The following is a 25,821-nucleotide window of genomic DNA, read 5'->3' as shown; positions in this document are numbered from 1 at the left end:
TCGATCAGGGGTGGGTAAACAGGGCCAAGGACAGGCGTTCCGAATCATCCAGGTACAGGCTCATCGCCTCCCCTGCCGCCGGTTTGTCCTGCTCGACCAGCCATTGATAAATCTCACGGTCACGCTCCAGCCAGGGCGACTGGAAACGTTGCTCATCAGGCGCGGCGCAAAACACCAGGCGCAACTGGGCGATGACCTGGGCAAAAAACTCATCGAACAACGGGCTGCCCATCAACCCGACGATGTGCTGATGGAACAGCAAACTGTGGGTGGCCACCGCACGCCAATCCTCGCGCTCACGGGCCAGGGTGGTGGCGTCAATGGCGTTTTGCAGGCGTTCGGATTGCTCGTGCGTCAAGGCATCGCTTCCGGCGATGGCCTGCAACTCCAGGGTACGGCGGACTACAAACAGATCGCGGACTTCCTCCCGCTCCAACCGCCGCACCATGACGCCCTTGTTACGCACATAACGGGTCAACCCCTCCTGCCCCAGACGGTGCAAGGCTTCGCGAATCGTATTGCGCGACGCACTGTAGGCCTTGACCAGATCCACCTCGACCAATGCCATGCCTGGCAATAACCGCCCCGCAATGATGTCGGCACGCAGCTCCAGGGCAATCTGGTCGGCTAAAGACAAACTGAGCGTCATGACCACCTCACGATTGTTGAACAATCCTCCGTCTAGATGTAATCACATTTCATGCCAACGCCTTGCATGCCGACGAGTGTGTAAAAAAGGTCAAGTTGGTTAAAATGCCCGCCTGTAACCGAGGCATGCCCCATGCGTTATTCACAAAACCACAAAGCCCAGACCCACCAACGCATCATCAAGGAAGCCTCTGCGCGCTTTCGCCGCAACGGCATCGACGCCACCGGCCTGCAGCCACTGATGAAAGCGTTGAACCTGACCCATGGCGGCTTTTACGCGCATTTCAAATCCAAGGGCGAACTGGTGGAGACAGCCCTGCAGGCGGCCGCCGCAGACCTGGACGCCCATTGCGACATGCTGTTCAGCCAGGAGCAGCCGCTGGGCGCGTTTATCGACAGTTACCTGTCGGAATGGCACCTGGCCTCCCCGGACCAAGGCTGCCCGCTGCCAACGATGTGTTCAGAACTGGGGCTCCGAGGCCAGCCCAGTGCGACTACAGACCAGGTACTCAACGCAAGGCTCAAGCAAATAGAAACGGCATTGGGAGATGAGCGTTGCGATGCAAAGAGCCTGGTGATGATGTCGACACTGGTGGGCGCATTGGTACTGGCCAGGAGTGTTGAAGCCCCTCAATTGGCAAGACAGATCATGGCCGTGGTGCGCGAACGCCTGAAAACGCAGAACCCGGAGGGCAAAAAGGCCGATCAATGACCGGCCTCCTGGATGAATCAGTTGATGGCCAGCCTATCGCGATTCTTCTCCAGCAGCGCCTTGCCAATCCCCTTCACTTCCAACAACTCATCCACCGCCGTGAACGGACCATTGCTTTCGCGATAGGCGATGATCGCCTGGGCTTTAGCGGCACCGATACCGAAGAGGTCACGACGCAGGGTTTCGGCGTCGGCAGTGTTCAGGTTGACCTTGGTGGACTGCTCGACCTTGGTCATCTGGGCGGTGATAGGGGTTGGAGCTTCGGGTTTGATGGACGGGGCTGCGGTGGTGGTGACTGAAAGGGTCGTGAGGAAGGCGAAGATTAGGGAGGTGAGGTAGGTGTTTTGCATTGGTGACGCTCCATGACAGTGTAAGAGAAAAGCAGCTTTTCCGAGGCTGCTTTTCTAACTTAGGTGACTACAGAGCCATGTCAAAAATGACGAGGTTACAAAGTATGTGATGCGTAAGGTCATAGCGGACATGCGCCCCACAGATCAATGCAGTCACCGCCAATCGGAAACTGTAAGCCTCCAAAAAACAGCTAAAAAATGACGTCAGAGTCCTTGCATGAGGTAAAACTTGAAGCACGCCAAGCATAAGGTAAACTATTAGGTTAGCGTACCTGATGGCAATATAGAGTTAGTCAAAAAAATGGCAACTCGCCCTTAGAGGGTTTCACAAACGTCCGGCGAAAAGGATTTTTTGACTTGTATGAAACTGAAAAGCTCTTACGGCGTGGAGTCAGGCAGCTACCACAAAAAGACCAAGCATATCAACGCCGCTAGATATCTTTATAGATATTTCAATTCGTCGAGATCCACGTAGGTAATGCCATTTACTGGCTTTTTAGGCTTTTTGTTCAAGTAGACCACTGATGACATCTAACTCAATCACCCCGGTTATTCTCTGTGGCGGCTCTGGATCTCGGCTATGGCCGTTGTCACGCAAAAGTTTTCCAAAACAGTTTGTACCTCTAATCGGGGAGAAAAGCCTGCTACAACTGACACTGGAACGCGTATCTCTCCTCGCGGATCATGTGCTGTTAGTCGCTTCTGAAGATCACCGGTTTCTAGTCTCTGAGGGCCTTCACTCGACACAGTTGAAGGGCGCAGTGATTCTGGAGCCGTCTGCTCGGAACACGGCAGCCGCCATGACACTTGCAGCGCTGAGCAGTGTGAAAGAAGGGCGAGACTTACTGCTGTTTTGCCCAGCTGATCACCACATTCCGGATGCGGAAGCTTTCGCAAGAACCGTGCGGCTTGGCGTTGCTCACGCCCAAGGCGGAGCAATCGTCACCTATGGCGTACTGCCGAGCTTTCCCTCGACCGCTTATGGTTATATCCAGCAAGGCCTTGCTCAAAAGGATGGGTGTAGCCGCGTCGAACGTTTTATAGAAAAGCCCGATGCTGCCACCGCGCAGACCTTGCTCCTGCGGGGCGATGTCTTGTGGAATGCAGGGATTTTCCTGTGCAAAGGCACAGTACTGATTGATGCGATGGAACGCCATGCACCGGACATTCTGGAGGTCTGCCGAGCATCCTTCGATGAGGCAACGTCAGAACGGCTCGCAGGTGGAACATCTTTTATCCGCCCTGCTGCTTCGAGTTTTGCGACCTGCCGTGCAGAAAGCATTGACTACGCCGTAATGGAGCACCATGACCATGTAGTAGTAGCTCCATTCAGCGGGCAATGGAGTGACGTAGGTAGCTGGAATGCGCTGGCTGAAATGACCGAAGCCGATGAATTCGGCAACAGAATCCACGGCCAAGGCCGAATAAGCCAATCCCGAAACACGTTCATCCACGCGCCACACCGACCAGTCGTCGCATTAGGCACTGAAAACCTGTTGATTATCGATACCCCGGATGCAGTCCTGATAACCCACAGAGATCATGTAGAACACGTTAAAAACGTCGTCCTGCAACTGGAAAAAGAAAACTGCAGTCAGGCGATCACCCATCGAAAAGTTTCGCGACCCTGGGGTTGGTACGACAGTATTGATACGGGCGATCGCTTTCAGGTCAAAAGAATTGGTGTGAAACCAGGCGCCTCGTTGTCACTGCAAAAACACCATCACCGAGCCGAACACTGGATCGTTGTAAAAGGGACGGCCGAAGTGACACGCGGCGCTGACACTTTTATTTTGACCGAAAACCAATCCACGTACATCCCCATCGGGGAAATCCATCGCCTGAAGAACCCGGGAATGGTTGAACTTGAGATAATAGAAGTCCAATCCGGTAGTTATCTGGGTGAAAACGATATCGTTAGATTCGAAGACAATTATGGAAGAGCAAATGATTAAGAAAGCACTCATCACAGGCGTAACTGGACAAGATGGCGCCTATCTTGCTGAATTATTGTTGAGCAAGGGCTACGAAGTACACGGCATGAAGCGCCGGAGCTCGTTGTTCAACACCGCTCGCATCGATCATCTATTCCATGACGTACATGACAAGGGCCTGCCTTTTTTCTTGCACCACGGAGATATGACCGACTCGTCCAGCCTGACGCGCATTATCCAAAAAGTGCAACCGGACGAAATTTACAATTTGGCAGCGCAAAGCCACGTAGCGGTCTCTTTTGAAGAGCCTGAATATACTGCCAACTCCGATGCACTCGGTGCGCTGCGTATTCTTGAAGCCATCCGAATTCTTGGCTTGGAAAAAAAGACCCGTTTCTATCAGGCGTCCACTTCCGAGCTTTACGGCCTCGTGCAAGAAACGCCACAGAAAGAAACCACGCCTTTCTACCCACGCAGCCCCTACGCCGTTGCGAAGCTATATGCCTACTGGATCACCGTCAATTATCGAGAGGCTTACGGGATCTACGCCTGCAACGGAATACTTTTTAACCACGAAAGTCCGATTCGAGGCGAAACCTTCGTCACGCGCAAGATCACTCGCGCACTTGCTCGGATAAAACTCGGCCTTCAAGAATGCCTGTACCTGGGCAATATGGATTCTTTGCGGGACTGGGGTCACGCAAAAGACTACGTAGAAATGCAATGGCTGATGCTGCAACAAGAAACCCCCGAAGACTTTGTTATAGCAACAGGCGTGCAATACAGTGTCCGTGATTTCGTTAACGCAGCGGCCAGCGAACTAGGCATTAATATTACCTGGCAAGGCTCGGGCGTAGACGAAAAAGGGTACAGCGAGGATGGTAAATGCATCGTGGCAGTAGACCCAAGATACTTCCGCCCAACTGAAGTGGAAACACTACTGGGAGATGCAACCAAAGCGAAAACGAAGTTGGGTTGGACGCCAAAAATCACATTCGAAGAACTCGTCAGTGAGATGGTGCGCGAGGACCTTAAAAGCGCGGAGCGTGATGAGCTTGTCAATCAACACGGCTACACGACGTTCAGCTATAACGAATAATTGAGTTGGCTACCCATCCAATGAGCACGAAACGAATACTGTTGACAGGCGGAGGAGGAATGGTAGGGCGCAACTTGCTCGACCATCCCGAGATTGGCGAGTTTGAAGTATTAGCTCCGCGCAGCAGCGAGCTGGACCTGCGGGATTTTCTCGCGGTGCAGGCTTACGTTGAGCGGCATAAGCCTGACTTCATCATTCACGCGGCAGGAAAGGTAGGAGGGATCCAAGCGAACGTCAGGGAGCCTGTGAACTTCCTTCGAGACAACCTTGATATAGGTCGCAACGTCGTCAGCGCAGCACAGCTCGCAGGCGTGCCCCGCCTGATCAATCTCGGTAGCTCCTGCATGTACCCTCGCAACCATACCGGATCGCTCAGCGAAGATATGGTGCTGACGGGAGAACTGGAGCCGACCAATGAAGGCTATGCCTTGGCCAAAATAGTGACAGCGCGACTGTGCGACTATATTTCACGTGAAAACCAAGGACTTCAATATAAGACGCTGATCCCCTGCAATATCTTCGGACGTTTTGACAAATTCGATCCTGCTCACTCACACTTGTTACCGGCTATTATTCACAAACTCCATATAGCGAAGAAAACGGGGGCGCCCTCAGTCGATGTGTGGGGAGATGGTTCTGCCAGACGGGAGTTCATGTATGGGGGCGATTTGGCAGATGCACTAATACACGCAATTAAGCATTTTGAGTCGGTCCCTCGCTATATGAATATAGGTCTGGGTAACGACCACTCAATAAATGACTACTACCGCACTGCAGCCACAGTAATGGGCTATGAAGGGACGTTCGAGCACGACCTTACTAAACCTGTGGGCATGGCGCGAAAACTTGTGAACATCGAGCGCCAAATATCGTGGGGATGGAAGCCGCGACATAGTTTGCAAGAAGGTATTGAAAAGACTTATAGCTATTATCTGGAGCATCAACAATGAGCATTAAATTTCCGCTGGCTACCTCCTCATGGGAGAAGGAAGAGCTTGAAGCGATGCAGCGCGTCATCGCCACCGGCATGTTTACAATGGGTGAGCAGGTCAAGGCATTTGAACGGGACTTTGCGGAATTTGTAGGCAGTAAGCATTGTGTGATGGTGAACTCCGGATCGTCGGCCAACCTGTTGATTGTCGCGGCACTGTTTTACACGCAAAACGCCTCCATCAAGCTACAAAGAGGCGACGAGATTATTGTTCCTGCAGTTTCATGGAGCACTACCTACTACCCACTTTACCAGTATGGTCTGAAGATCAAATTTGTAGACATCGACCTCCACACGCTCAACTACGATCTCGAACAGCTCGAGCTTGCTGTAACGGATAAAACCCGCGCAATCATGGCGGTCAATTTACTTGGTAATCCAAACGATTTTGGGCGTATTCAAGAAATCATCGGCGATCGGAAAATCGTGCTGATTGAAGATAACTGCGAATCCATGGGCGCAACTTATAACGGCAAACAGGCCGGTACATTCGGCGTAATGGGCAGCTTCAGCTCCTTCTTCAGTCATCACATCTCAACGATGGAGGGAGGCTTGATCGTAACCGACGATGAGGAGTTGTATCAGATCTTGCTGTCGCTTAGAGCGCACGGCTGGACTCGCAATTTGCCCAAGCAAAACCTGGTGTGCAGCGATAAAAGCGATGATCCATTTGAGGAGTCGTTCCGCTTTGTGCTGCCGGGATATAACGTCCGTCCTCTGGAGCTTGAGGGTGCGCTGGGCGTTGAGCAGGTAAAACGCTTGCCTAGCCTGATCGAAGAGCGGCGTAAAAATGGATTGCTGCTACAAGCCGCAATGACAGACCACCCAGACATTATTATCCAACGAGAGATTGGAGAGTCCAGCTGGTTCGGGTTTAGCCTAGTGATTCGCCCAGGCAGTAAGTTGACGCGCAAATATCTCGTAGAAAAACTTACTGACCTCGGCTTTGAGTGTCGACCAATTGTAGCCGGAAATTTTGCAAAAAATGAAGTGGTTAAATATTTCGACTCAGAAGTACACGGTGACCTGAAAAATGCTGAGCACATTGATCGATTCGGGTTATTTATAGGCAATCATCACTTTGATATCTCTGAAGCATTTACAGCACTTACCTCAATCAAATAGCTGACAATAAAATGAAACTGACTAAAAAAATAAAAAATAAAATTCATCATCTTTACAAGTTGCACGTAAAGAAAGAAAAGTTTTTAGTTGAAGTTCATAGATGGTTCAAGGACAAGGGGGATATGACGCTGAGATTAGACTACCCCCTCACCCCGTCGAGTGTGGTTTTTGATCTTGGTGGATACCACGGAGATTTTGCCGCTGACATACATGAAAAGTACGGTTGCACTGTGTACATATTTGAACCTGTATCGGAGTTTTTTCAGATATGTGTTGATCGATTTAAGGGTAATGAAAAAATCCACTGCTTTAAATACGGTCTTTCAGCAACTGACACATGGATGGATATAGGTTTAGCGGAAAACGCTTCAAGCTTCCAATCACCACATACAAGCGGAAAAATGGAGCGTGTTGAAATTCGCTCCATCATCCCGTGCATTAGAGAGCTCGGCGTCGACAGTATCGACCTTATGAAAATAAATATCGAGGGGGGAGAATTTGAGGTTCTCGATGCGATGATTGACTCGAATTACACTGACAACATAACCTATCTGCAAATTCAGTTTCATAATTTCGTCGACAATGCAGAAGAAAAAAGAAATGCACTGCGTAGGAAATTAAACTCAACCCACATCGAAACATGGAATTATGAGTTTGTTTGGGAGAACTGGAAAATAAAGGATACACAAAGTCAATGACAATGATCTATTCTGCCTTCGCAGGCAACGGACTTAAAAATAACGCGATATTTGACTTAACAAACAAGTCCAATCGCGACGACAGTTTCTATCCTTTCTACCAAATGCGTAAAAAATTTTTTGAGTACGGTATTGAAATAAATACTTTAGACTTGTCAGACATTACAAAAATAAAGTTTAGTTTGGATTTTGATGTACATTCAGCGTACTCATCCGCCACTCGCTATTTATTAATGCTGGAAACCCCACAGATTCGTGTAGAAAACGGAAGACCTGAAAATCTAGATAACTATCATAAAGTATTCACATGGAATGACAATTTAATAGACGACAAAAAATTTATAAAAATCAACTTTCCAAACCGGATAAAAAGCTTGCAACCTGACGGTTTTTTATCAAGGCCGATTTTCTGTTGCTTAATATCCAGCAATAGAGCACTGACTATCCATGACAGCCGCGATTTATATAAAGAGCGTGTTAAGGCTATTCGATGGTTTGAAAAAAATGCACCCGAAAATTTTCATTTATACGGTGCGGGATGGAATATCCCTGCAGTAAAAGGTGGAATAAGAGGAGCTATAGAACGTCGTTTTTGGAATTCCTTCACTAAACTTGTAAAGTTTCGCCCTTTCCCGAGTTATCGAGGAAAAATATGCAGCAAGCATGAAACACTTAAAAACACTCGTTTTTCTATTTGTTATGAAAACGTGAGAGATTTACCTGGCTATATTACAGAAAAAATATTCGATTGCTTTTTTTCAGGCTGCATTCCTATTTACTGGGGAGCAAGTAATATTTCAGACTACATCCCAGAAGACTGCTTCATAGACCGCAGAAAATTCAAAGATATGCCTGCGCTATACAATTACTTAGAAAACATTACAAATGAAGAGTTCATAAACTACCAGAGACGTATAGAAAGTTTCTTGAATAGTGACTCCGCAACTCCTTTCGGCACAGACTTTTTTACGGAAACTATTGTCAAAACAATAGTAAAAGATCTTGGCTTATAAAAGTGAACTTCTAGTTATAAGTACGGGCCGCCTTGCTTCGACTGTAATAGCTCTGATATCAATCAAGGCCGTCACTTCGTACCTCTCTCCAGAGCAATATGGAGAGCTTGCAATTTTAATTACTATTCAGATGTTATGCGGACTGTTCTTAATAAATCCTGTTGGACAACATATAAACCTGCATACTCATAAGTGGTGGGACGACAACACTTTAATTCCACGACTAAAATCGTTTCGCACTTTCGTAACCTTATCGTCTTGTATAGGTTCAATTGTATCACTGGAAGCATTTAACGCAGGCACACCATATATCGCCCTACTAACCATGCTAGCGGTATTCACTATGGTTCTAGCTGCAACATGGAATGCGACCCTAATTCCTATGCTGAACATGCTTGGTTTCCGAAACCAATCAGTAAGTTGGTCGATAGTGTCATCGACAACTAGTTTAATTGCCTCTGTGCTGCTGGTAAAAATCTGGCCTTCTGCAATCTCATGGTTCACAGGCCAAGCAATTGGCTTACTTCTAGGAGCGATGGGCGCGAGATATGAACTCCTTAGAAAAACCCCAAAGGATGAATATGAAAAGAACACGGCTGTATTTTTACTTACCAAACATGAAATTCTAAAATACTGTATACCGTTATCACTTGCTGCAGGCTTGATGTGGATTCAATTGTCAGGTTATCGCTTCGCTATTGAATACTACTGGGGACTTAAAAAACTTGGCTATTTCGCTATTGGCTTACAGCTGGCGGGCCAAATATGGGCTCTGGCCGAATCACTCGCAATCCAGTTCTTGTATCCATTTTTCTATCGTAGAGTCAGCGAAAACTCCAATAGTACCGAAATTGAACTAGCCGTTTCAGACCTTTTAAATACCCTTACACCGCTCTACCTACTTCTTGCGGGCCTGACAATTGCAATATCTCCGTTTCTACTAAAACTATTGGTCGCCGCGGAATATGCCGACGCATGGATATTTGTAGCCGTTGGATCGATAGTTGAGCTCTGCAGAGCACTTGGAAATGTGCTCGGCAATGCAGCACACGTCAGAAGAAAAACAATTCATCTAGCAGCGCCTTATGCGGTCGGTGCCGCTATAATTTTAGGTGGGATCATTAACGCAGGTGATCGACAGCTTGATATAAGCTGGGCGGGAGCGGCTCTAATCCTAGGAGCTATCATGATGCTTATTACAATGACTGTAACGATGTACAACCAAGTGAAATTTAAACTCGACAAACCCCGAATTCTTATATCATTTCTAATAATGATGTCCTTGGTCTGCCTGGTAAACTATGCACCTGTGGCTTCCAGTTGGGTTACGGCACTAGGCTATAGCATTGGTATATCTTTCATCGTCGCAACTATACTGTTCATGATGCTGTGGAATAATCCCGCGACGTTAAGACTGCTTAGTGTGCAATTGAGGAAATTTTAAATATGATCATTGCACATATTATAGGCGGCCTAGGCAACCAGATGTTTCAATATGCAGCTGCCAGAGCACTGTCTGTCGAAAAAAATACAGGATTATTCCTTGACGTTACTTCTTTTGAATCATACGCCCTACATCAAGGCTTTGAGCTCAATAAAATATTTAGCGCCGACTTTAAAACAGCTAGCTACTCGGACATACAAAAAATTCTCGGTTGGCAAGCGCCCGCTGTCGTTCGTAGTATTCTGCACCGTCCCCGTCTTGCCTGGTTGCGCAAAACTACATTGAGTATTGAACCATCATTTCAATACTGGCGGGGTGTTCAGGACTTATCGGACAACACCTATCTGAGTGGATACTGGCAGAGCGAACGCTATTTCAAAAATATTGAATCTATTATCCGAAAAGATTTTTCGTTCAAGCTACCTATGGATAATGAAAATTCGCGCATTGCAAACTTAATCAGCAATACAGAGGCGGTGAGCCTACATATACGAAGAGGCGACTATGTGAATAACTCAGCATATAGCGCATGCTCTTTGGATTACTACCATGCTGCCATAAGCCATTTTACTCACATGAATAAACCGCCAACATTTTTCATTTTTTCAGATGATATAAACTGGGTAAAAGAACATTTAAAAATAGAGCACCCTCACTGTTACGTAGATCATAACAATGGGGCAGCAAGCTACAACGACATGAGACTTATGAGTCTCTGCAAACACAACATCATTGCGAACAGTTCATTCAGTTGGTGGGGAGCTTGGCTAAATGCGAATAATGATAAAATCGTCATTACACCGAAAAGCTGGTTCAACACTAATAATCATATAGATGATCTTATCCCGCCGACCTGGATCAGCCTATGATCAGTAAATTCTCGCCAGGTCTAACCACACTCGTTATTGGGGGTGGAGGCTACATCGGTCACTTTCTTGTTGCACAACTGGTGGCGTCAGGGAGAAACGTGACGGTCCTTGGGCGAAGCGCTAAGCCGCGCTATGAGGTTCCTCTAGGGGCTAAGTATATAGCCGGAGATTTTGCCCATAAGAATCTTATTTGCAACATATTGAATACGCAACAGGAGGTGATCCATCTCGCTTATGCGACAGTACCCAATACATCTTTTGAAAACCCATTAGCTGATTTGGAGCAAAACCTCCCAGCTACTGTGCAGTTGTTTGCAGAGGTCGCTCGCCGCGGATTAAAGCTGGTACTCGTTTCCTCAGGCGGGACGGTGTACGGTGAAGCGCTATCTCTGCCTATAAGTGAAGAGCATCCCACAAAACCGATATCACCTTACGGTGTGACGAAGCTTACGTTGGAAAGTTATGCTTTTCTTTATGCTATGACCCATAATCTTCGGTTCACCTGTGTTCGCCCTGCAAATGCATATGGTACTGGTCAACGTCCGTTCATCGGTCAAGGCTTTATAGCCACTGCAATCGCCTCATCAATAAAAGGTTCTGCTATCAAAGTTTTTGGCCAGGCTGGAAGCGTGCGAGACTACCTTTACGTCAGTGATGTAGCCTCCGGAATATTTCATGCGTTGGAAAACGGTAAACTGTCGGAGATTTACAATCTAGGATCAGAAGTGGGCCTCAGTAATATGGATGTAATTGAAATAATGAGACCTATAATGAAAGATATCGATTGCGACATCAAGGTTGAACATTTACCAAAGCGGGGCTTTGATGTGAGTACAAATATTCTCAATTCTCAAAAGCTCAAGAGCCACACAGGCTGGGGCCCTAAAGTTCATTTTCTAGATGGCCTTTTAACAACCAGAGATTGGCTATGGAAGCACCGTCATGAATTCTGATGAATGCAATACTGCACCACTTATTTCAGTGATTCTTCCGGTATATAACGGTGCTGCGCACCTGGCATCCGCGATCGATTCAGTATTAAATCAGACCGTGTCTAATTTCGAGCTGATAATCATTGATGATGGTTCAACGGATAATTCACTCAGCATCTTACGAGAGTACGAAAAAATAGATCGCCGCATTAGACTTTCTAGCAGAGTGAATGCTGGCCTCGCTAATACACTCAACGAATCCATCGCTCTAGCTACAGGCACGTGGATTGCGCGTATGGACCAAGATGATATCGCAATATCGACGAGATTTGAAAAGCAATTAGAGTATTTAAACTACTCAGGTGCCGACATCGTTGGAAGTTGGGTTAAACGATTTGGTACGACTGATAAACGCATTGTCAAACTGCCGGAATCCGACAGTGCAATTAAGATAGCTTTACTCTTCATATCACCTTTTGCACATCCCACAGTCATGATGCGCGCCGACTTTGTCAAGCGACTACAATATAGACACAAGTGGGATAAGGCGGAAGATTATGATCTCTGGGTTCGTGCGGCAATTTGCGGCTGGAAGATGGCTAACGTACCCGAGGTTCTGCTTAAATATCGAGTTCACACCACTCAAATTTCCACCTCCTCTGCTTTGCGGCAATTGAATTTATCAAGAGGCATTCAGGAAAATTATTGGAATCACTTGCTAACGCAATGGGGATGTGACACTTCATGTGTTAGCTCAGTTGTGAACATTTATAACAGTGGGTACAAGGTATCCGTTGAGGATGTCGACATGGCGCTTACTTATGTCTTACAGCACTCCGAAAAAGAAACCCACGAGATGATATTCAAAAACGCATTTAGAATGTACATCAGGATCGCGGCAGATCACCCAAATTTAGCTGAGCGCTGGAAAAAGCTGTGTAATAATTTCTCAATTGTGCCTTCAAAAAAATCTATGATCACAATAAAAATATTGTGCTTTTTTAGAATTCGTCCGGAAGGAAAGTTTTTTATTGGAGCACGACGGGCGCTGGTCTTTCTAAATTTTAGATAAAAACCTCTTTCTAAATATAGAGACTTCTAATTATGAACGCACTTAAGATCTTCTCTCCCCACCTCCTTGCATGCAAAAAAGCAAAATACATTTTTATATTTTTTCTGGTGCTTTCGTGGTCAACATTATTTCTTTTAGCCACCTTTGAATACCCTGGCAACCAGTATAGTTATATTTTTTTCTCCCTTATATTCTTAGCTCTACTGCTGTCAGGACTATTTTCAAAGGTTAGTTATGGATATACTTTTTTATCGGTCATGTTATGGCTAGGATTTTGGTTGAAAGCCACACTTCATTTATTATTTAAGTATGACTATGTTGAGCCCATCGGCCAATTCAACGGATCAGGCGACGAATGGGACAATATACTGCTTGTAGCCTCTTGTGGTGTAATAGGCGTTTTGGCTGCTCGCTATTTTTATAATTTTGCAAATAAAAACCAGTCTACTTTAATTATAGAAACCCCTCCATTACCGCCAACCTTGTACAAAAAATTAAAACTCCCTCTTTGGATTATACTCATTTCATCAATAATCATACTTTCGGTAATAAATATTTATTTTTCATTCCAACAAATAGGAATAGTCCCGAAGACTATAATCTGGCCTCTGAATGCAATTTTTTCCTGGCTAATGTCTACTGGTTTCGCTATGGCCATAGCCACTTTATTGTGGTGGGAGTTCTCCCTAACCAAAGCAAATATTTACATTGTATTATTATCTTTATTTGAAGCAACTTTCTCATCTATTTCCTTGTTGAGTAGAGGACTCTTTGTTTTTCATATCGTACCAATTTTTATGGCAACTTTCTTAAATCGAAAGCTAACAAAAAATCTCAACTTAAAATCCTCTGTCTTAATACTAATCTGCGCGCTCGCACTATACGCCGCCACATTTCCGCTAGTTAATTCCATTCGCGATTATCATTATTCCGGGCTGGTTCAAAAGCCCTCTATAAACTTTGAAATAAGTCTTTTCAAAAATAGCATACTAAAGCTTTCAAAGTTTTCTGTGGATCGATGGATTGGCCTAGAGGGGCTAATGGCAACATCTGCCTACAAGCAAAAAGATCGAACACTTTTCCTTTCAGTTCTAACTGAAAAAGTAGAAATTGGAAAAACTACGCAATTTCAAAATATCGCAAACTCAGATTATAGATTTTCAGATTCAGAAAAGTTCTTATTTGCTAGCTTACCTGGTCCTATTTCACTTTTCTACTTATCAGGCAGCACGCTAATTGTAATATCTTGCATGTTCTTAATCACATATACCGTACTGGTTAGTGAGCTTATAGTTCACAAAATCTTCTCAAACGCTTTTTTAACTGCTCTGTGGGCAAGTATAATATCTACTGCCGTGGCCCAAATGGGTATAAACGTGCCAGGTTTATTATTTTATTTTTTTCTATGCTCACTCGGACTTTTCGCCATTTATCTTTCCCAAAAAATACCTTTTCCTAGAAAACAATTTTATTAGCAATTCTTTATTAAAGTGTATAACTATCTCGGACCTAACATGAACAAGTTAAAAATATTAACATTTTCTTCCTATTATGTACCGGGCTATAAAGGTGGCGGCCCCGTCCGCACAATAGAAAATATGGTTGCTCATCTAGATGATTCTCTTGAGTTCTGGATCGTCACTCGTAATCATGACTTGGGCGATACAATACCCTACCATAGCATCCAGCACGAAGTTTGGCAGCGCCAAGGAAACGCCTATGTCTATTACCTACCTGCAGAAAAGCTCAACCTTTTAGGCATCCGTAAAATAATAAAATCCACACCTCATGACATCGTATATTTGAATAGTTTTTTTGATTGCAGATTTACTATCTTCCCACTTCTATACCGTTATTTATCGCGTGATCATTCGACACCTTTCGTTCTTGCTCCCAGGGGAGAGTTTTCTTCAGCAGCTTTAGAAATAAAAAAAATCAAGAAGAAACTCTACATTGCCATTTCTCAATTTTTGCGCCTGAGTAAAAATTTAACTTTCCAGGCGTCCAGTGAATTTGAAGCGAACGATATTGAAAAAGCACTAGGCATTGATAAGAGCGAGATAAAAATCGCCTCAGACTTACCATCTGTTAATTCACCGTCGCCAGCTTCGCTCAACCTCCAACCCTCGCATCAAACAGAAGAAAGCTCTTTACGCGTTATTTTTCTATCGAGAATATCGCCCATGAAAAATCTCGATTTTGCTATAAGCATACTTGCAGAGACTACATGCAGCCTCCAATTTGATATTTATGGCCCGAAGGAAGATTTACCTTATTGGGCGCACTGCGAACAGTTACTTTCGTCCCTACCAGATCACATTCAATACAACTACTGCGGAACAGTAATGCCTGATGATGTTAGAGAAATATTCTCTGTGTACGATTTATTCCTCTTTCCCACACAGGGGGAAAACTATGGCCATGTGATCGCCGAGTCGATTAGCGCTGGAACGCCTGTTCTACTAAGTGATAGAACTCCTTGGCGTTCGCTTGAACAAGATAATCTCGGTTGGGTTTTACCGCTTGGCACGCCCCAGTCATTTGCACGGGTGATAGATGCATTTTCCAAGACAACACCTCAAGAAAAACAAGAAAAGCGCAGGCATATTCTCGACTTCTCTGAGCACAAGTTATGCGCTCCTGAATCAATCATTCAGAATCGTGAGTTGTTTGTCTCCTTGCTACCGCAGAATAAGTAATCTAAAGGCTTAGCAACCGGCGAAGCATCCCGTGATTATGGCTCTCGTCGCCTACGCTGCTGCTCATGCACCCAATCTACAATCTCTCCGTCAGGGGAATATCCACTGACGGACTCACGCAATAACTGACGCACCAGTAAATAATTATCATCGTTCACAGCACTGATCAGTTCGCTCAGTTTATTTTTGAGGGTTTCCCAAGAGAGATAGTCTTCATTTGCACTCATGATCATTGGGTGTCTTGTTGCAACGACGTCATCACCAATGAGAAGCTCCTCATACAGCTTTTCTCCTGGGCGCAGCCCGGTGAATTCGATGGCGATATCGCCGTGCGGATTTTTATCTGAACTAACACTTAATCCCGATAGGTGGATCATCTTTTCTGCCAGTTCCACAATTTTTACGGGCTCACCCATATCCAGGACAAACACATCCCCTCCCATTCCCATAGAACCCGCTTGGATAACCAATTGAGCTGCCTCAGGGATCGTCATGAAATAACGCGTAATTTTTGGATGGGTTACCGTTAGAGGTCCGCCAGATTTAATTTGCTTGTAGAATAGTGGAATCACAGACCCCGAAGACCCCAATACGTTTCCGAATCGAACCATCGTAAACCGAGTTTTATTAACCCTTGATACGTTACTCGAATCGCCAAAAAGTACCGGCGCAACTTCTTTACTCAAAGCTTGTAATGTCAGCTCTGCGAGTCTTTTGGTACTGCCCATAATATTCGTGGGTCTGACAGCCTTGTCCGTCGAGATCAAAACAAAATTGGCGACCCCAGCCTCCAGAGCCGCCTGAGCAGTGTTGAGGGTGCCAATCACATTATTTAGAATACCTTCCGCAATATTATGTTCTACCATCGGCACATGCTTATAAGCTGCAGCATGATACACCGTGACCACACTCCAGCGTTTCATGACATCAAGGAGCTTCTCCTGGTTTCGCACAGAGCCGAGAATGGGGAGCAATTTTATTGATCTGGATTCCCTTATTACCCGCTGCTCCAGCTCTGACAAGATGCTATAGAGATTAAACTCACTATGATCAAACAGAATCAGCGATGTAGGTCCTAAAGATAAAATTTGCCGGCATAGTTCGGAGCCAATAGACCCTCCTGCACCGGTAACCATAACAACCTGGCCTTTAATGCAGTGTGCGAGCAGGTCTTCTTGGGGAGGGACAGAATCGCGACCGAGTAGATCGGCAATATCCACCTCTTGAATATCATCAACTTTGACCAAACCACTCGCAAGATCCATAAAACCAGGCACGCTCCGTACATGGAATGGAAACCTTTCGAGGTAACTTAAAATTTCACGACGCCTGGCACGAGAACAAGAAGGAATGGCCAAGAGAACCTCCCCCACTCCCGTCTCATCAATCATGCGTTGAATATTTTTTGGTTTGTATACCTGCAACCCGGAAATCACACGATCGGAGATACTGGCATCATCATCGATAAAGGCTACAGGACGCATAAGTCGCCCCATTCTTAAAGCAGCAACAAGTTGGTTGCCAGCGGCTCCCGCGCCATAGATGGCCACTTTGGGCAAGCCATCCTCACGACTAGTGAAAGGAACGTGCTGTGCGGCCGCGAACCAATCCCCAAGAAAATATTGACGCATGGCTAAACGCAGGCCACCGATCATAACCATGCTCAACCACCAGTAATTGAACACTATCGAGCGTGGGACTACAGTTTGGTGGTTGCTGTACACATACACGGCTAATGCCAGTACCAACGCCGAAAGAGTAACAGCCTTTATTATTGTAATAAGTGCATCATTACCGAAGTAACGCATCACCGCACGATACATTCCGAGTCGCACAAACAAGGGAATCGCTATCACTGGCGCACTGAGAAACAACCAAAGGTGGACTACAAATGGATTGCTTAGCTCGTCAATTCCCAAGCGTATTACGAACGCCATCCATAGGGCGAACCAAATCAACAGGATGTCAGTCGCTACCTGGAGAAACCGTTTTTGCCGGCGGGACATTCCCACCAGATATGCTCTTATCTTATCCATAACCCTTTGAATTACCTCAGTCCCTAGTAACGACTCAAAAACCAGCACCCTACGTATAGCTCATCTATTTAAAATCGCAGCCGGTACCTATTATGAAGGCGTTTCCAATTCACCGGCATGAAACTTCACGGCTAATATCACCAACGGCACATACGCTATCACCAGGCCAATAAGCCCGTTAAACCCCATGCCGACACACACAGCAATCGGGAGCAGCCAGAGTAAATTGATGAGCATAACGGTGATTGTAACTGGCATATGACGCCCAACTTTACGTGCAGCATACTGATATGCATGACTGCGGTGGGCCTCGTAGATTTTGTCTCCACGCAGTAAACGCCGGCCCAAAGTAAAGGTCGCATCAACGATAAATACGCCCAGCAAAATCAACCAAACCCAAAGCAACTCATTGGCCACCCATGCGGCCTGTAAAGAAAACACTCCAATCACGACACCTAGAAACCCGCTGCCGGCGTCTCCCATAAAGATGCGCGCGGGCGGAAAATTCCAATATAAGAAACCCAGCACTGCAATTGCCAGTAGCCCAGGAGCTATTATGAGTGCGTCGTGCCCAGCCAGCCAATAGACCAAGCTCGCCCCTGTGCAAGCACAAACTGCCTCAATGCTGGCGATGCCGTCGATTCCGTCCATGAAGTTATAGAGATTGAGCATCCAGACCAAGTACATGGCCGCCAACAGGTGTCCAAGCCAACCAAGGCTCAGATCAACCCCCGCAACGTTTAATGTGGGTAACCCCCCCATCCATAACAGTGCCCATGCCGCCGCTGCAAAATGCGCTAGTAAACGCCAACGCGCAGCGACATGCCCGTGATCATCGAGAAAACCGACCAAGGCAATCAATAATCCACTGCCCAGCAAAGGCAGTGCAGTAGCCCAACCTATAAGCCCCATAGATACCATCACACCCAATGCCACCAGGTAAGTAACGACAATGGCGACACCACCACCTCGTGGCGTAGGCACCGAGTGAGAACTGCGACAGTTGGGTATATCCATCAGGCTGCGTGTCAACGCATAGCGGCGTAGAACCCAAGTCAAAAATAACGACGCTATAAGCACCGTTGCAAACACCAACCAAATGGACATGTACGATCAGTTCCTGAAACAGAATGCTGGCAAAAAGAGATGCATCACTCGTCGCCGAGCCAATTCAAGCCGGTAGGGTTATTCGAAAATCGCCTATTTGCCTACTTTTTAACGTGCAAAAAATGCTGAGCAGCCTTTAACAAAGCTTGATCAACACTCACAGGCGCGACCCAGCCCAGAAGTTTCTGGGTTTTACCAATATCGACCTGCAGCGAGCCACAGAGGCGCTGAGAAAGTGCTTTGCGCCCCAGCAACGAGGCCCCGCACTCCAATATCCATGCTGGCACCGGTAATAAGCGTGCCGGAGTCCCCAGTGCAGCAGCCATTCTACGCAACAACTGAGTGGTAGAAAGATCCTCACCGTCACTGACCAGAAACGTCTCATTCGCGGCCAATGGGTGCTCGGCGCACGTCAGGATAAGGTCCACAAGATTATCCAAGGCGACCAGACTGCGCTGGTTATGGATGGCCCCAAAGGGCAGAGGTACACCTTTACTCAACCAGCGCATCATATTGAGAAAGTTGGCCTTCACTCCTGGTCCGTAGACAAGTGTCGGACGGATGATGACAACCTCCATTCCTGTCTGCGCAGCCAATAGCCTAAGAGCCTGTTCAGCCTCCATCTTGGAGATGCCATAAGGATCCACCGGAGCAGGCTCTGCATCAGCGGTGTAAGGCGCGCCCCGTCGCGTGCCTTCACCATTGACCTTGATCGAACTGACAAAGATAAAGCGCTTGGCTCCCGCCTGTGCAGCCTGCCTGGCGAGTTGCAGTGTCCCGTCGACGTTAACCTTGCGAAACTCCGCTAATGGATCAGCACTAGCGTCACTCATCACATGGACGCGCGCTGCACAGTGAACCACAACAGCACAATCGGTTACTGCCTCACTCCAGTCACACGCGGCATCAATCGCGTTTATCTTCACCATCCTAGTCGTACCGGGTAAATCGGAAAGGGCTTTACGGACAGCAATGACCGGCTCGAAGCGCCTATCCTGTACTACACGATCAAGCACGGCTCGCCCGACAAAACCAGATGCACCTGTCAACAACATAATTCTCATGATTTATTGCCCTGTCTCAAAGTGGCTTTTCTGAAAAGCGACTCAAGACGCTCGAACAACTTGGCTTTGGAGAAATGTTCAAGGTAGTAATCCCTACCAGACAGCCCCATACGCTCAAGCTCTGGGGCAGTTAAAGTGCCCATGGTGCGCACGATTTCGGCCAGCCCTCGGGCATCGCCTGAACCACAGGCCATACCGGCACCTGACTCAACAACCACTCTAGCGGCCTCACCATCAATCATCGCAATAATGGGCTTGCCCGAGGCCAGATAGGCCTGAACTTTGCCTGGGATAGTCCTTTCAAAAACCTCGTTGGTTTTTAATGACACCAGCAATGCGTCCGCCACAGAGAAAAGTGCAGGCATTTTTTCGAGTGGATGACGCCCCAACAACAAGACATTGCTCATCTGATGTTCAGATATGTGCTTGGTAAGCCATTCACTGGCCCGGCCATCTCCTACAATCACCCATCGGACCTGAAGATCTCCCTTGAGTGCTTTGGCCGCTTCCAGTATCGCCGGGAAGTCCTGAGCCTCGCCAAGGTTACCGGCGAACAAGATAGTGAAGACGGACTCATCACGTTGAAGCAGTTCGGAGGCTACCTGTACCTCCCCGGCAAAGTCGTCCTCGGCCCAACTTGGGAAGTACACAAGGCGATCGGCCGAAATCGAGCGGGTACAGTACTTTCTGACGTTTTCATCAAAGGCACGTGACTGCAACAATAGGTAGTCGGTGCGATTGTAGATCCAGGACACCACCTTGCCGACCATGCCAAGCAATTTCGGATGTTTGATAATGCCGACCGCGCTCAAGGTTTCCGGCCACAAATCCAAGACCCACACAAATACCGGCACTTTTTTCAGGCGCCCAATCACCAGTGCGGGAATTGCCGCCATAATAGGAGATACGGCATACACGAAGATTGAGTCGAATGACTGACCGCGCAGCTTATAGCTGCCGACTATTGAGGCACTCGTAAAAAAAGAAAAGTAGTTCAAGGCTAGGGTGATGCTGCGCCTGCCTCGCGCCAGCATCGGCACGCGCACAACCCGAGCACCTCGATAATTAGAGAACTGCGCAGGGTCCCCACGGAAATCAGCATAGACCTTGCCTTCCGGATAGTTGGGCACGCCGGTGAGCACAGTCACCTCGTGCCCCATGGCGATAAACCCTTCGACCATGTTGTTGATTCGCATGTTTTCCGGCCAAAAATACTGAGTGACCACCAGAATCTTCAGCGGCTTTTCTTGAGCGAACCTATCCAATCAATATTGCTTCCATACTGTACGCATAACGTAATCACGATAGCTGTGGATAATCCTCACCACTTTTTCGGCAACATTCGGCATGCTGTAATCCGATACGAGGCGAAGCGTGCGCTCGTGACCACTCCCTTGACGTTCCAGGAGTTGCAAGGCTTGCATGACACGGTCCACTTCTAGGCCAACCATCATCACCGCCGCCTCCTCCATGCCTTCAGGCCGTTCGTGGGCTTCACGTATGTTCAGCGCCGTAAAATTGAGGATCGACGATTCTTCATTAATGGTGCCGCTATCTGACAGCACGGCTTTGGAGGTCAACTGCAGTTTGTTGTAATCCTTGAAACCCAGTGGCTTGAGCAGTTGCACGTTCTTGTGAAAGATGACGCCCATTGCGTCTACCCGCTTTTGAGTACGCGGGTGGGTGGTCACAATTACCGGCAGTTCGTAATGGGCTGCAACAGTGTTAAGGACGTCTACCAGCTTTAGAAAGTTCTTGTCCGAATCGATGTTCTCCTCACGGTGAGCACTCACGACAAAAAACTTGCCTGCGTCCAGGCCAAGACGCTCCAATACGCTCGAAGCTTCGATTCCCTCGCGGTAATAATTGAGCACCTCGTACATGGGGCTCCCGGTTTTGATCACCATATCCGGCGGCAGACCTTCACGCAGTAAATAATCGCGGGCAATACTGCTATAGGTCAGGTTTATATCCGCCGTATGGTCAACGATGCGCCGGTTAATCTCTTCCGGCACGCGCATATCAAAACAACGATTACCGGCTTCCATGTGGAACGTCGGGATTTTACGACGCTTGGCTGGAATGACCGCCATGCAACTGTTCGTGTCACCAAGCACCAATAGAGCTTCTGGCTGCTCGTGTTCCAGGACGCGATCTACGGCAATAATCACGTTACCGATAGTCTGTGCACCACTGGCGCCTGCTGCGTTGAGAAAGTGATCGGGCTTACGGATGCCAAGATCTTGGAAAAAAATCTCGTTTAGCTCGTAATCATAATTTTGTCCGGTATGTACGAGGATATGCTCACAGTGCTCGTCCAGCTTCGCCATCACTCGCGACAAGCGAATGATCTCGGGGCGTGTGCCCACAACCGTGACGACTTTTAGCTTTTTCATCTCAACACTCTTCCAAATTCATAAACGTCTGGATCATCAACCTAACCATCGGCTTCACACCTTGACTTCAGGCTTGAGTTCCAACCGGCAGAGCAAAAGTATCCGGTCGCTCGCGGTCGAAAATCTCGTTTGCCCAAAGCATTACGATCATTTCGTCATCACCTACGTTGGTAATATCGTGAGTCCAACCAGGTACAGTCTCTACGATCCGAGGCTCATCGCCGCTAGTGAATAATTCGTAAAAGTCGCCAGAAATGATATGGCGAAAACGGAAACAGGCCAGGCCTTTGATTACCAGGAATTTTTCGGTTTTGCTGTGGTGGTAATGGCCGCCGCGTGTGATGCCAGGATAAGCGGTAAAGTAAGAGAACTGCCCACTGTCTTTGGTCTTCAACATTTCCACAAAAACGCCACGTGGGTCTCCGTACTTAGGAACGTCATAAGCGAACTGTTCGACAGGCAGGTAGCTCACGTAGGTCGAATAGAGCGCCCGCACTAGCCCTGTGCCAACAGCTTCACTGATCAGCGTGTCACGGCTTTTACGGAAGGTATGCAACTGATCCGCCAACTCCCCTACGGTAATGCTGTATACCGGACTTACCTGCGGATTTGAGTCAGCGAATGATCCGCCGTCCATAGCACTGACGAAACAATCAATAACATCATCGATGTAGACCAGGCTGATCACTGACTTAGGGTCATTGATCTGAACCGGCAAGCCCCGAGTGATGTTATGGCAAAAAGTTGCGACAGCTGAGTTGTAATCGGGACGTGCCCATTTGCCAAATACATTGGGTAAACGCAGCACCTGAATGCGAGAACCGTGACTGGTGTGTAGATCCTGCAATAACTGCTCAGCAGCGAGTTTGCTGACGCCATATGGATTATCTCGATCAGCTTGGATCGACGACGTGTAAAGAACAGGTATTGGCTTGCCGCTCACCTTAATTGCTTCGCAAAGAGCAAGAGTCAAATCGGTGTTTCCAGTTTTAAACTCTTGCGGCAATAGCGGTCGATTGACCCCTGCCAAGTGAAAAATAAAATCGGATTCGGCCACCATGAGAGGTAACTGGGCGATGCTGTTATCTCGGGTAAAGGGCACTACCTCGATATCTTTACGCTCGCTCAAGTGCGCTATCAGATTCTTACCAACAAAACCATTAGCCCCGGTGACCAATACCTTCATTACTTACTCCTCCGGCGTAGCATGCTCGCCACGTTGGATAGCCTGCATAAACTCAAGTTTGAGCAAGAGGCGCTGCATACCTGCCACATCCAACCTTTCGGTATTGTGGGAGTTATAGTCTTCCGTACGAGAGATTTTCTCTTCACCAAGCTCCACAAACTTGGAGTAGTTCAGGTCACGTAAATCTGGCGGAATACGATAGTAGTCGCCCTTATCTTCAGCGCACGCCATTTCTTCGCGACTCAAAAGCGCCTCGAACAACTTCTCGCCGTGACGCGTGCCAATGACTTGAATAGGGTGCTCGGGCTTACCAACCATAGCGGTCAGTGCCTTGGCCAAAGTCTCGACGGTTGCCGCAGGTGCTTTTTGCACGAAAAGATCACCGTTACGGCCATGCGCGAATGCGTACAACACCAAATCGACGGCGTCCGCCAGTGTCATCATGAACCGAGTCATATTCGGATCAGTCAGGGTTAATGCCTGTTCTGAACGGATTTGCTCGATGAACAAGGGAATCACCGAGCCACGCGAAGCCATGACGTTACCGTAACGAGTGCCACAAATAACGGTTCTTTTATCATCGACATTACGGGATTTGGCAACCATTACCTTTTCCATCATAGCCTTGGATATACCCATGGCATTGATGGGATAGACAGCCTTGTCCGTACTCAAGCAAACCACACGCTTGACTGCGTTCTGGATTGCAGCTTCAAGAACATTTTCGGTGCCAATGACATTGGTCTTGACTGCCTCCATTGGGTGAAACTCGCAGGATGGGACCTGTTTGAGCGCTGCTGCGTGGAAAATGTAGTCCACTCCACGGGTGGCAGTGAGCACACTCTGATAATCGCGCACATCGCCAATATAGAATTTCAGCTTGGCATTAGCGTAGCGCTTACGCATATCGTCTTGCTTCTTCTCATCGCGGCTGAAGATGCGAATTTCAGCGATATCGCTGCCAAGGAAGCGTTTAAGCACTGCGTTACCGAATGAGCCGGTACCGCCAGTGATAAGGAGCGTTTTTCCGCTGAACATAATGAGTCCTAGGGCAATCCGCACAGCACGACAAGCTTCTAGCCGGCAACTCACCTCAAGACCAGCAGACCGACAAGCCCCCTCGACTCCCCCTGAAAACACGCTACAGATAAGAGTTAATGGGCTCAAGGAAAACGTCGAAGCTTGCCAGCATGCAGACTGAAAATCAGCGTTGTGTTGTGCAGTTAAAGATGAAGGGGGTGACGAAATTGATGAGTATTTTAAGCTCTACATCCTTAAAGTCAAAAACGAACACAAATAGATGACGTGCAAGCTCGCACCCTCATCTTGATCGCAAAACAAAAAGGCCTGCCAACTCGAAGAAAATCCACAGAGACGTCTGCTGCACAGTCTTTTGAATAGGAGACTACAGAACTGCCTGACTCCTCCCACCGACAACGAAAATGACTAGTTTTTTCGATCAGATCTCTTGATACGCGCAATTAAACAGAGCACCGGCCCAACGATCAAACCGAGCATTAATGACAGCGCCATGAACACTGACACTGGAAGCTCAGCCGTAGACCAGCCAAAAAACGACAATGACGTACTTCGCTGGTTCTCCAAGACAAATGCAATTATGAGAAATGTTAAAACCAGCACAACGAACGCTATCAAAACGTGCTTAAACCTACGCATAAGCCCCTCCCAACCCAAAACGTCTCAGACCCCCTCCTCCTCATCCTCATTCACCCGATCCCGCAATTCCTTCCCCGGCTTGAAATGAGGCACAAATTTCCCATCCAGACTCACCGACTGCCCAGTCTTAGGATTCCGCCCTACCCTTGGCGCGCGGTAGTGCAGCGAAAAACTGCCAAACCCACGGATCTCAATTCGATCCCCGGTCGCGAGGCACTGGGACATTTGCTCAAGCATGGTCTTGATAGCCAGCTCCACATCCTTGGATGAAAGCAGCCCTTGATGGGTGACAATTCGTTCGATCAACTCCGACTTCGTCATATTTTTCCCTTCTTTTTCAAGCAGCTAGGAAAAGCGCTTCGAAGGTTTTAGCATGACTTGATGAATTTGAACAGCCCATCTACCAACTTATCTGCCGTTTGAATAACGCCGCCATGAGCGACCCACACTCTCAATTGCAGATCACGAGCATGGTACGAGTGACCGCTCCTGCAGGGTTCCAACCGAACAAGTAATCACCCTCTTCGTCCTTGGCGTCGCTGGACCTGGTGATGACCTTATAGCCCTGCATCCTGCATTCGCGGGCGGCGCGTTTCTCGCACTTATCCCAGTTGTTGCCCAACCCCGAGCAATCGACCTCAATGCCGCTGACACCGCGCCTTGCGTGAGTTTTGGCGCTGGTAACGGAACAGCCTGCAAGCATTACTACTGCGAACACCACGATAAGCCTGTTCATCGAAATCCTTAAAAACACGGGAGCGCCTTTATC

General features: G+C 47.5%; 24 protein-coding genes. 13 read left to right on the top strand and 11 right to left on the bottom strand.

All coding sequences use genetic code 11. The annotated features are described in order from the left end of the window. Window positions 1–4: 4 nt before the first annotated feature. A complete protein-coding gene (locus tag BFP99_RS13465; protein WP_065947449.1) occupies window positions 5–649 on the bottom strand; it encodes a GntR family transcriptional regulator in 645 nt (214 codons plus the stop codon). Window positions 650–781: 132 nt separating this feature from the next. On the opposite strand from BFP99_RS13465, the gene BFP99_RS13460 reads away from it, so the two are divergent. Further along, entirely contained in the window at window positions 782–1,360 is a 579-nt protein-coding gene (locus BFP99_RS13460) for a TetR/AcrR family transcriptional regulator (protein WP_065947438.1), read from the top strand. Between the two features lie 17 nt (window positions 1,361–1,377). On the opposite strand, the gene BFP99_RS13455 is transcribed toward BFP99_RS13460, so the two are convergent. Next, a complete protein-coding gene (locus tag BFP99_RS13455) occupies window positions 1,378–1,710 on the bottom strand; it encodes a ComEA family DNA-binding protein (RefSeq protein ID WP_027604151.1) in 333 nt (110 codons plus the stop codon). A 524-nt stretch (window positions 1,711–2,234) separates the two neighbouring features. Here BFP99_RS13455 and BFP99_RS13450 point away from each other — a divergent pair. Genes BFP99_RS13450 through BFP99_RS31935 form a run of 12 tightly spaced genes read left to right on the top strand, consistent with a single transcriptional unit; the run spans window position 2,235 to window position 15,586 of the window. Next, window positions 2,235–3,665, top strand: a complete 1,431-nt coding sequence (locus tag BFP99_RS13450; protein WP_065947437.1) for a mannose-1-phosphate guanylyltransferase/mannose-6-phosphate isomerase — start codon at window positions 2,235–2,237, stop codon at window positions 3,663–3,665. Beyond that, the gene (gene gmd, locus BFP99_RS13445; RefSeq protein WP_065947436.1) at window positions 3,658–4,743 is read left to right on the top strand and encodes a GDP-mannose 4,6-dehydratase; all 1,086 of its coding nucleotides are present in this window, start codon (window positions 3,658–3,660) and stop codon (window positions 4,741–4,743) included. The genes BFP99_RS13450 and gmd overlap by 8 nt, the downstream gene beginning before the upstream one ends. A gap of 20 nt (window positions 4,744–4,763) precedes the next feature. Further along, window positions 4,764–5,693, top strand: a complete 930-nt coding sequence (locus BFP99_RS13440; RefSeq protein WP_065947435.1) for a GDP-L-fucose synthase family protein — start codon at window positions 4,764–4,766, stop codon at window positions 5,691–5,693. Continuing rightward, complete coding sequence (locus tag BFP99_RS13435) at window positions 5,690–6,859, top strand: DegT/DnrJ/EryC1/StrS family aminotransferase (RefSeq protein ID WP_065947434.1); 1,170 nt, start codon at window positions 5,690–5,692, stop codon at window positions 6,857–6,859. Before BFP99_RS13440 ends, BFP99_RS13435 begins: the two co-directional genes overlap by 4 nt. A gap of 11 nt (window positions 6,860–6,870) precedes the next feature. Continuing rightward, window positions 6,871–7,557, top strand: coding sequence for an FkbM family methyltransferase (locus BFP99_RS13430; protein ID WP_065947433.1), 687 nt, complete (start codon window positions 6,871–6,873; stop codon window positions 7,555–7,557). Continuing rightward, the gene (locus tag BFP99_RS31950; RefSeq protein WP_083221175.1) at window positions 7,554–8,570 is read left to right on the top strand and encodes a glycosyltransferase family 10 domain-containing protein; all 1,017 of its coding nucleotides are present in this window, start codon (window positions 7,554–7,556) and stop codon (window positions 8,568–8,570) included. The genes BFP99_RS13430 and BFP99_RS31950 overlap by 4 nt, the downstream gene beginning before the upstream one ends. Next, a complete protein-coding gene (locus tag BFP99_RS32780; protein WP_141690772.1) occupies window positions 8,560–10,014 on the top strand; it encodes a lipopolysaccharide biosynthesis protein in 1,455 nt (484 codons plus the stop codon). Before BFP99_RS31950 ends, BFP99_RS32780 begins: the two co-directional genes overlap by 11 nt. Window positions 10,015–10,016: 2 nt before the next feature. After that, complete coding sequence (locus BFP99_RS31945) at window positions 10,017–10,883, top strand: alpha-1,2-fucosyltransferase (RefSeq protein ID WP_083221174.1); 867 nt, start codon at window positions 10,017–10,019, stop codon at window positions 10,881–10,883. Then, window positions 10,880–11,836, top strand: a complete 957-nt coding sequence (locus tag BFP99_RS31940; RefSeq protein ID WP_083221173.1) for an NAD-dependent epimerase/dehydratase family protein — start codon at window positions 10,880–10,882, stop codon at window positions 11,834–11,836. The genes BFP99_RS31945 and BFP99_RS31940 overlap by 4 nt, the downstream gene beginning before the upstream one ends. Then, window positions 11,826–12,887, top strand: a complete 1,062-nt coding sequence (locus BFP99_RS13420) for a glycosyltransferase family 2 protein (protein ID WP_065947431.1) — start codon at window positions 11,826–11,828, stop codon at window positions 12,885–12,887. Before BFP99_RS31940 ends, BFP99_RS13420 begins: the two co-directional genes overlap by 11 nt. Window positions 12,888–12,919: 32 nt before the next feature. After that, complete coding sequence (locus tag BFP99_RS32775) at window positions 12,920–14,362, top strand: hypothetical protein (protein WP_141690771.1); 1,443 nt, start codon at window positions 12,920–12,922, stop codon at window positions 14,360–14,362. A 39-nt stretch (window positions 14,363–14,401) separates the two neighbouring features. Next, entirely contained in the window at window positions 14,402–15,586 is a 1,185-nt protein-coding gene (locus BFP99_RS31935) for a glycosyltransferase family 4 protein (protein ID WP_083221172.1), read from the top strand. Window positions 15,587–15,621: 35 nt separating this feature from the next. Here BFP99_RS31935 and BFP99_RS13415 read toward each other — a convergent pair whose 3' ends face one another. From BFP99_RS13415 to BFP99_RS13370, 9 genes are all read right to left on the bottom strand, one after another. Continuing rightward, complete coding sequence (locus BFP99_RS13415) at window positions 15,622–17,622, bottom strand: polysaccharide biosynthesis protein (protein WP_065947430.1); 2,001 nt, start codon at window positions 17,620–17,622, stop codon at window positions 15,622–15,624. A gap of 90 nt (window positions 17,623–17,712) precedes the next feature. Next, window positions 17,713–18,729, bottom strand: a complete 1,017-nt coding sequence (locus tag BFP99_RS13410; RefSeq protein WP_065947429.1) for an MraY family glycosyltransferase — start codon at window positions 18,727–18,729, stop codon at window positions 17,713–17,715. 101 nt (window positions 18,730–18,830) lie between these two features. Further along, the gene (locus BFP99_RS13405; protein WP_065947428.1) at window positions 18,831–19,793 is read right to left on the bottom strand and encodes a UDP-glucose 4-epimerase family protein; all 963 of its coding nucleotides are present in this window, start codon (window positions 19,791–19,793) and stop codon (window positions 18,831–18,833) included. Further along, complete coding sequence (locus tag BFP99_RS13400) at window positions 19,790–20,989, bottom strand: glycosyltransferase family 4 protein (RefSeq protein WP_083221176.1); 1,200 nt, start codon at window positions 20,987–20,989, stop codon at window positions 19,790–19,792. The genes BFP99_RS13405 and BFP99_RS13400 overlap by 4 nt, the downstream gene beginning before the upstream one ends. 69 nt (window positions 20,990–21,058) lie before the next feature. Beyond that, window positions 21,059–22,189: a UDP-N-acetyl glucosamine 2-epimerase gene (locus BFP99_RS13395; RefSeq protein WP_065947426.1), complete on the bottom strand. Its 1,131-nt coding sequence runs from the start codon at window positions 22,187–22,189 to the stop codon at window positions 21,059–21,061. Window positions 22,190–22,256: 67 nt separating this feature from the next. Continuing rightward, a complete protein-coding gene (locus BFP99_RS13390) occupies window positions 22,257–23,375 on the bottom strand; it encodes a UDP-2-acetamido-2,6-beta-L-arabino-hexul-4-ose reductase (protein ID WP_065947425.1) in 1,119 nt (372 codons plus the stop codon). Window positions 23,376–23,378: 3 nt separating this feature from the next. Beyond that, a complete protein-coding gene (locus BFP99_RS13385; protein WP_065947424.1) occupies window positions 23,379–24,413 on the bottom strand; it encodes a polysaccharide biosynthesis protein in 1,035 nt (344 codons plus the stop codon). Window positions 24,414–25,076: 663 nt separating this feature from the next. Continuing rightward, complete coding sequence (gene ihfB, locus BFP99_RS13375) at window positions 25,077–25,373, bottom strand: integration host factor subunit beta (protein ID WP_003218804.1); 297 nt, start codon at window positions 25,371–25,373, stop codon at window positions 25,077–25,079. 130 nt (window positions 25,374–25,503) lie between these two features. Next, complete coding sequence (locus BFP99_RS13370) at window positions 25,504–25,788, bottom strand: hypothetical protein (protein ID WP_027604176.1); 285 nt, start codon at window positions 25,786–25,788, stop codon at window positions 25,504–25,506. Between the last annotated feature and the right edge of the window lie 33 nt (window positions 25,789–25,821).

The sequence above is a fragment of the Pseudomonas sp. 1 R 17 genome (assembly GCF_900067035.1).
Classification (GTDB): domain Bacteria; phylum Pseudomonadota; class Gammaproteobacteria; order Pseudomonadales; family Pseudomonadaceae; genus Aquipseudomonas; species Aquipseudomonas marginalis.
Note: the sequence above shows the minus strand (reverse complement) of the source record. Positions and strands in the feature narration are given on the sequence as shown.

What these genes read in the sequence shown, in the direction of transcription:
- BFP99_RS31950 (WP_083221175.1), top strand. Translation starts at nt 7,554, where the DNA reads ATGACAATGATCTATTCTGCCTTCGCAGGCAACGGACTTAAAAATAAC.
- BFP99_RS13455 (WP_027604151.1), bottom strand. Translation starts at nt 1,710, where the DNA reads ATGCAAAACACCTACCTCACCTCCCTAATCTTCGCCTTCCTCACGACC.
- BFP99_RS13440 (WP_065947435.1), top strand. Translation starts at nt 4,764, where the DNA reads ATGAGCACGAAACGAATACTGTTGACAGGCGGAGGAGGAATGGTAGGG.
- BFP99_RS13395 (WP_065947426.1), bottom strand. Translation starts at nt 22,189, where the DNA reads ATGAAAAAGCTAAAAGTCGTCACGGTTGTGGGCACACGCCCCGAGATC.
- BFP99_RS13390 (WP_065947425.1), bottom strand. Translation starts at nt 23,375, where the DNA reads ATGAAGGTATTGGTCACCGGGGCTAATGGTTTTGTTGGTAAGAATCTG.
- BFP99_RS32775 (WP_141690771.1), top strand. Translation starts at nt 12,920, where the DNA reads ATGAACGCACTTAAGATCTTCTCTCCCCACCTCCTTGCATGCAAAAAA.
- BFP99_RS13385 (WP_065947424.1), bottom strand. Translation starts at nt 24,413, where the DNA reads ATGTTCAGCGGAAAAACGCTCCTTATCACTGGCGGTACCGGCTCATTC.
- BFP99_RS13400 (WP_083221176.1), bottom strand. Translation starts at nt 20,989, where the DNA reads ATGCGAATCAACAACATGGTCGAAGGGTTTATCGCCATGGGGCACGAG.
- BFP99_RS13460 (WP_065947438.1), top strand. Translation starts at nt 782, where the DNA reads ATGCGTTATTCACAAAACCACAAAGCCCAGACCCACCAACGCATCATC.
- BFP99_RS13420 (WP_065947431.1), top strand. Translation starts at nt 11,826, where the DNA reads ATGAATTCTGATGAATGCAATACTGCACCACTTATTTCAGTGATTCTT.
- BFP99_RS31945 (WP_083221174.1), top strand. Translation starts at nt 10,017, where the DNA reads ATGATCATTGCACATATTATAGGCGGCCTAGGCAACCAGATGTTTCAA.
- BFP99_RS13415 (WP_065947430.1), bottom strand. Translation starts at nt 17,622, where the DNA reads ATGGATAAGATAAGAGCATATCTGGTGGGAATGTCCCGCCGGCAAAAA.
- BFP99_RS13405 (WP_065947428.1), bottom strand. Translation starts at nt 19,793, where the DNA reads ATGAGAATTATGTTGTTGACAGGTGCATCTGGTTTTGTCGGGCGAGCC.
- BFP99_RS13435 (WP_065947434.1), top strand. Translation starts at nt 5,690, where the DNA reads ATGAGCATTAAATTTCCGCTGGCTACCTCCTCATGGGAGAAGGAAGAG.
- BFP99_RS13450 (WP_065947437.1), top strand. Translation starts at nt 2,235, where the DNA reads ATGACATCTAACTCAATCACCCCGGTTATTCTCTGTGGCGGCTCTGGA.
- BFP99_RS13370 (WP_027604176.1), bottom strand. Translation starts at nt 25,788, where the DNA reads ATGAACAGGCTTATCGTGGTGTTCGCAGTAGTAATGCTTGCAGGCTGT.
- BFP99_RS13465 (WP_065947449.1), bottom strand. Translation starts at nt 649, where the DNA reads ATGACGCTCAGTTTGTCTTTAGCCGACCAGATTGCCCTGGAGCTGCGT.
- BFP99_RS31940 (WP_083221173.1), top strand. Translation starts at nt 10,880, where the DNA reads ATGATCAGTAAATTCTCGCCAGGTCTAACCACACTCGTTATTGGGGGT.
- gmd (WP_065947436.1), top strand. Translation starts at nt 3,658, where the DNA reads ATGATTAAGAAAGCACTCATCACAGGCGTAACTGGACAAGATGGCGCC.
- BFP99_RS31935 (WP_083221172.1), top strand. Translation starts at nt 14,402, where the DNA reads ATGAACAAGTTAAAAATATTAACATTTTCTTCCTATTATGTACCGGGC.
- BFP99_RS13430 (WP_065947433.1), top strand. Translation starts at nt 6,871, where the DNA reads ATGAAACTGACTAAAAAAATAAAAAATAAAATTCATCATCTTTACAAG.
- BFP99_RS13410 (WP_065947429.1), bottom strand. Translation starts at nt 18,729, where the DNA reads ATGTCCATTTGGTTGGTGTTTGCAACGGTGCTTATAGCGTCGTTATTT.
- ihfB (WP_003218804.1), bottom strand. Translation starts at nt 25,373, where the DNA reads ATGACGAAGTCGGAGTTGATCGAACGAATTGTCACCCATCAAGGGCTG.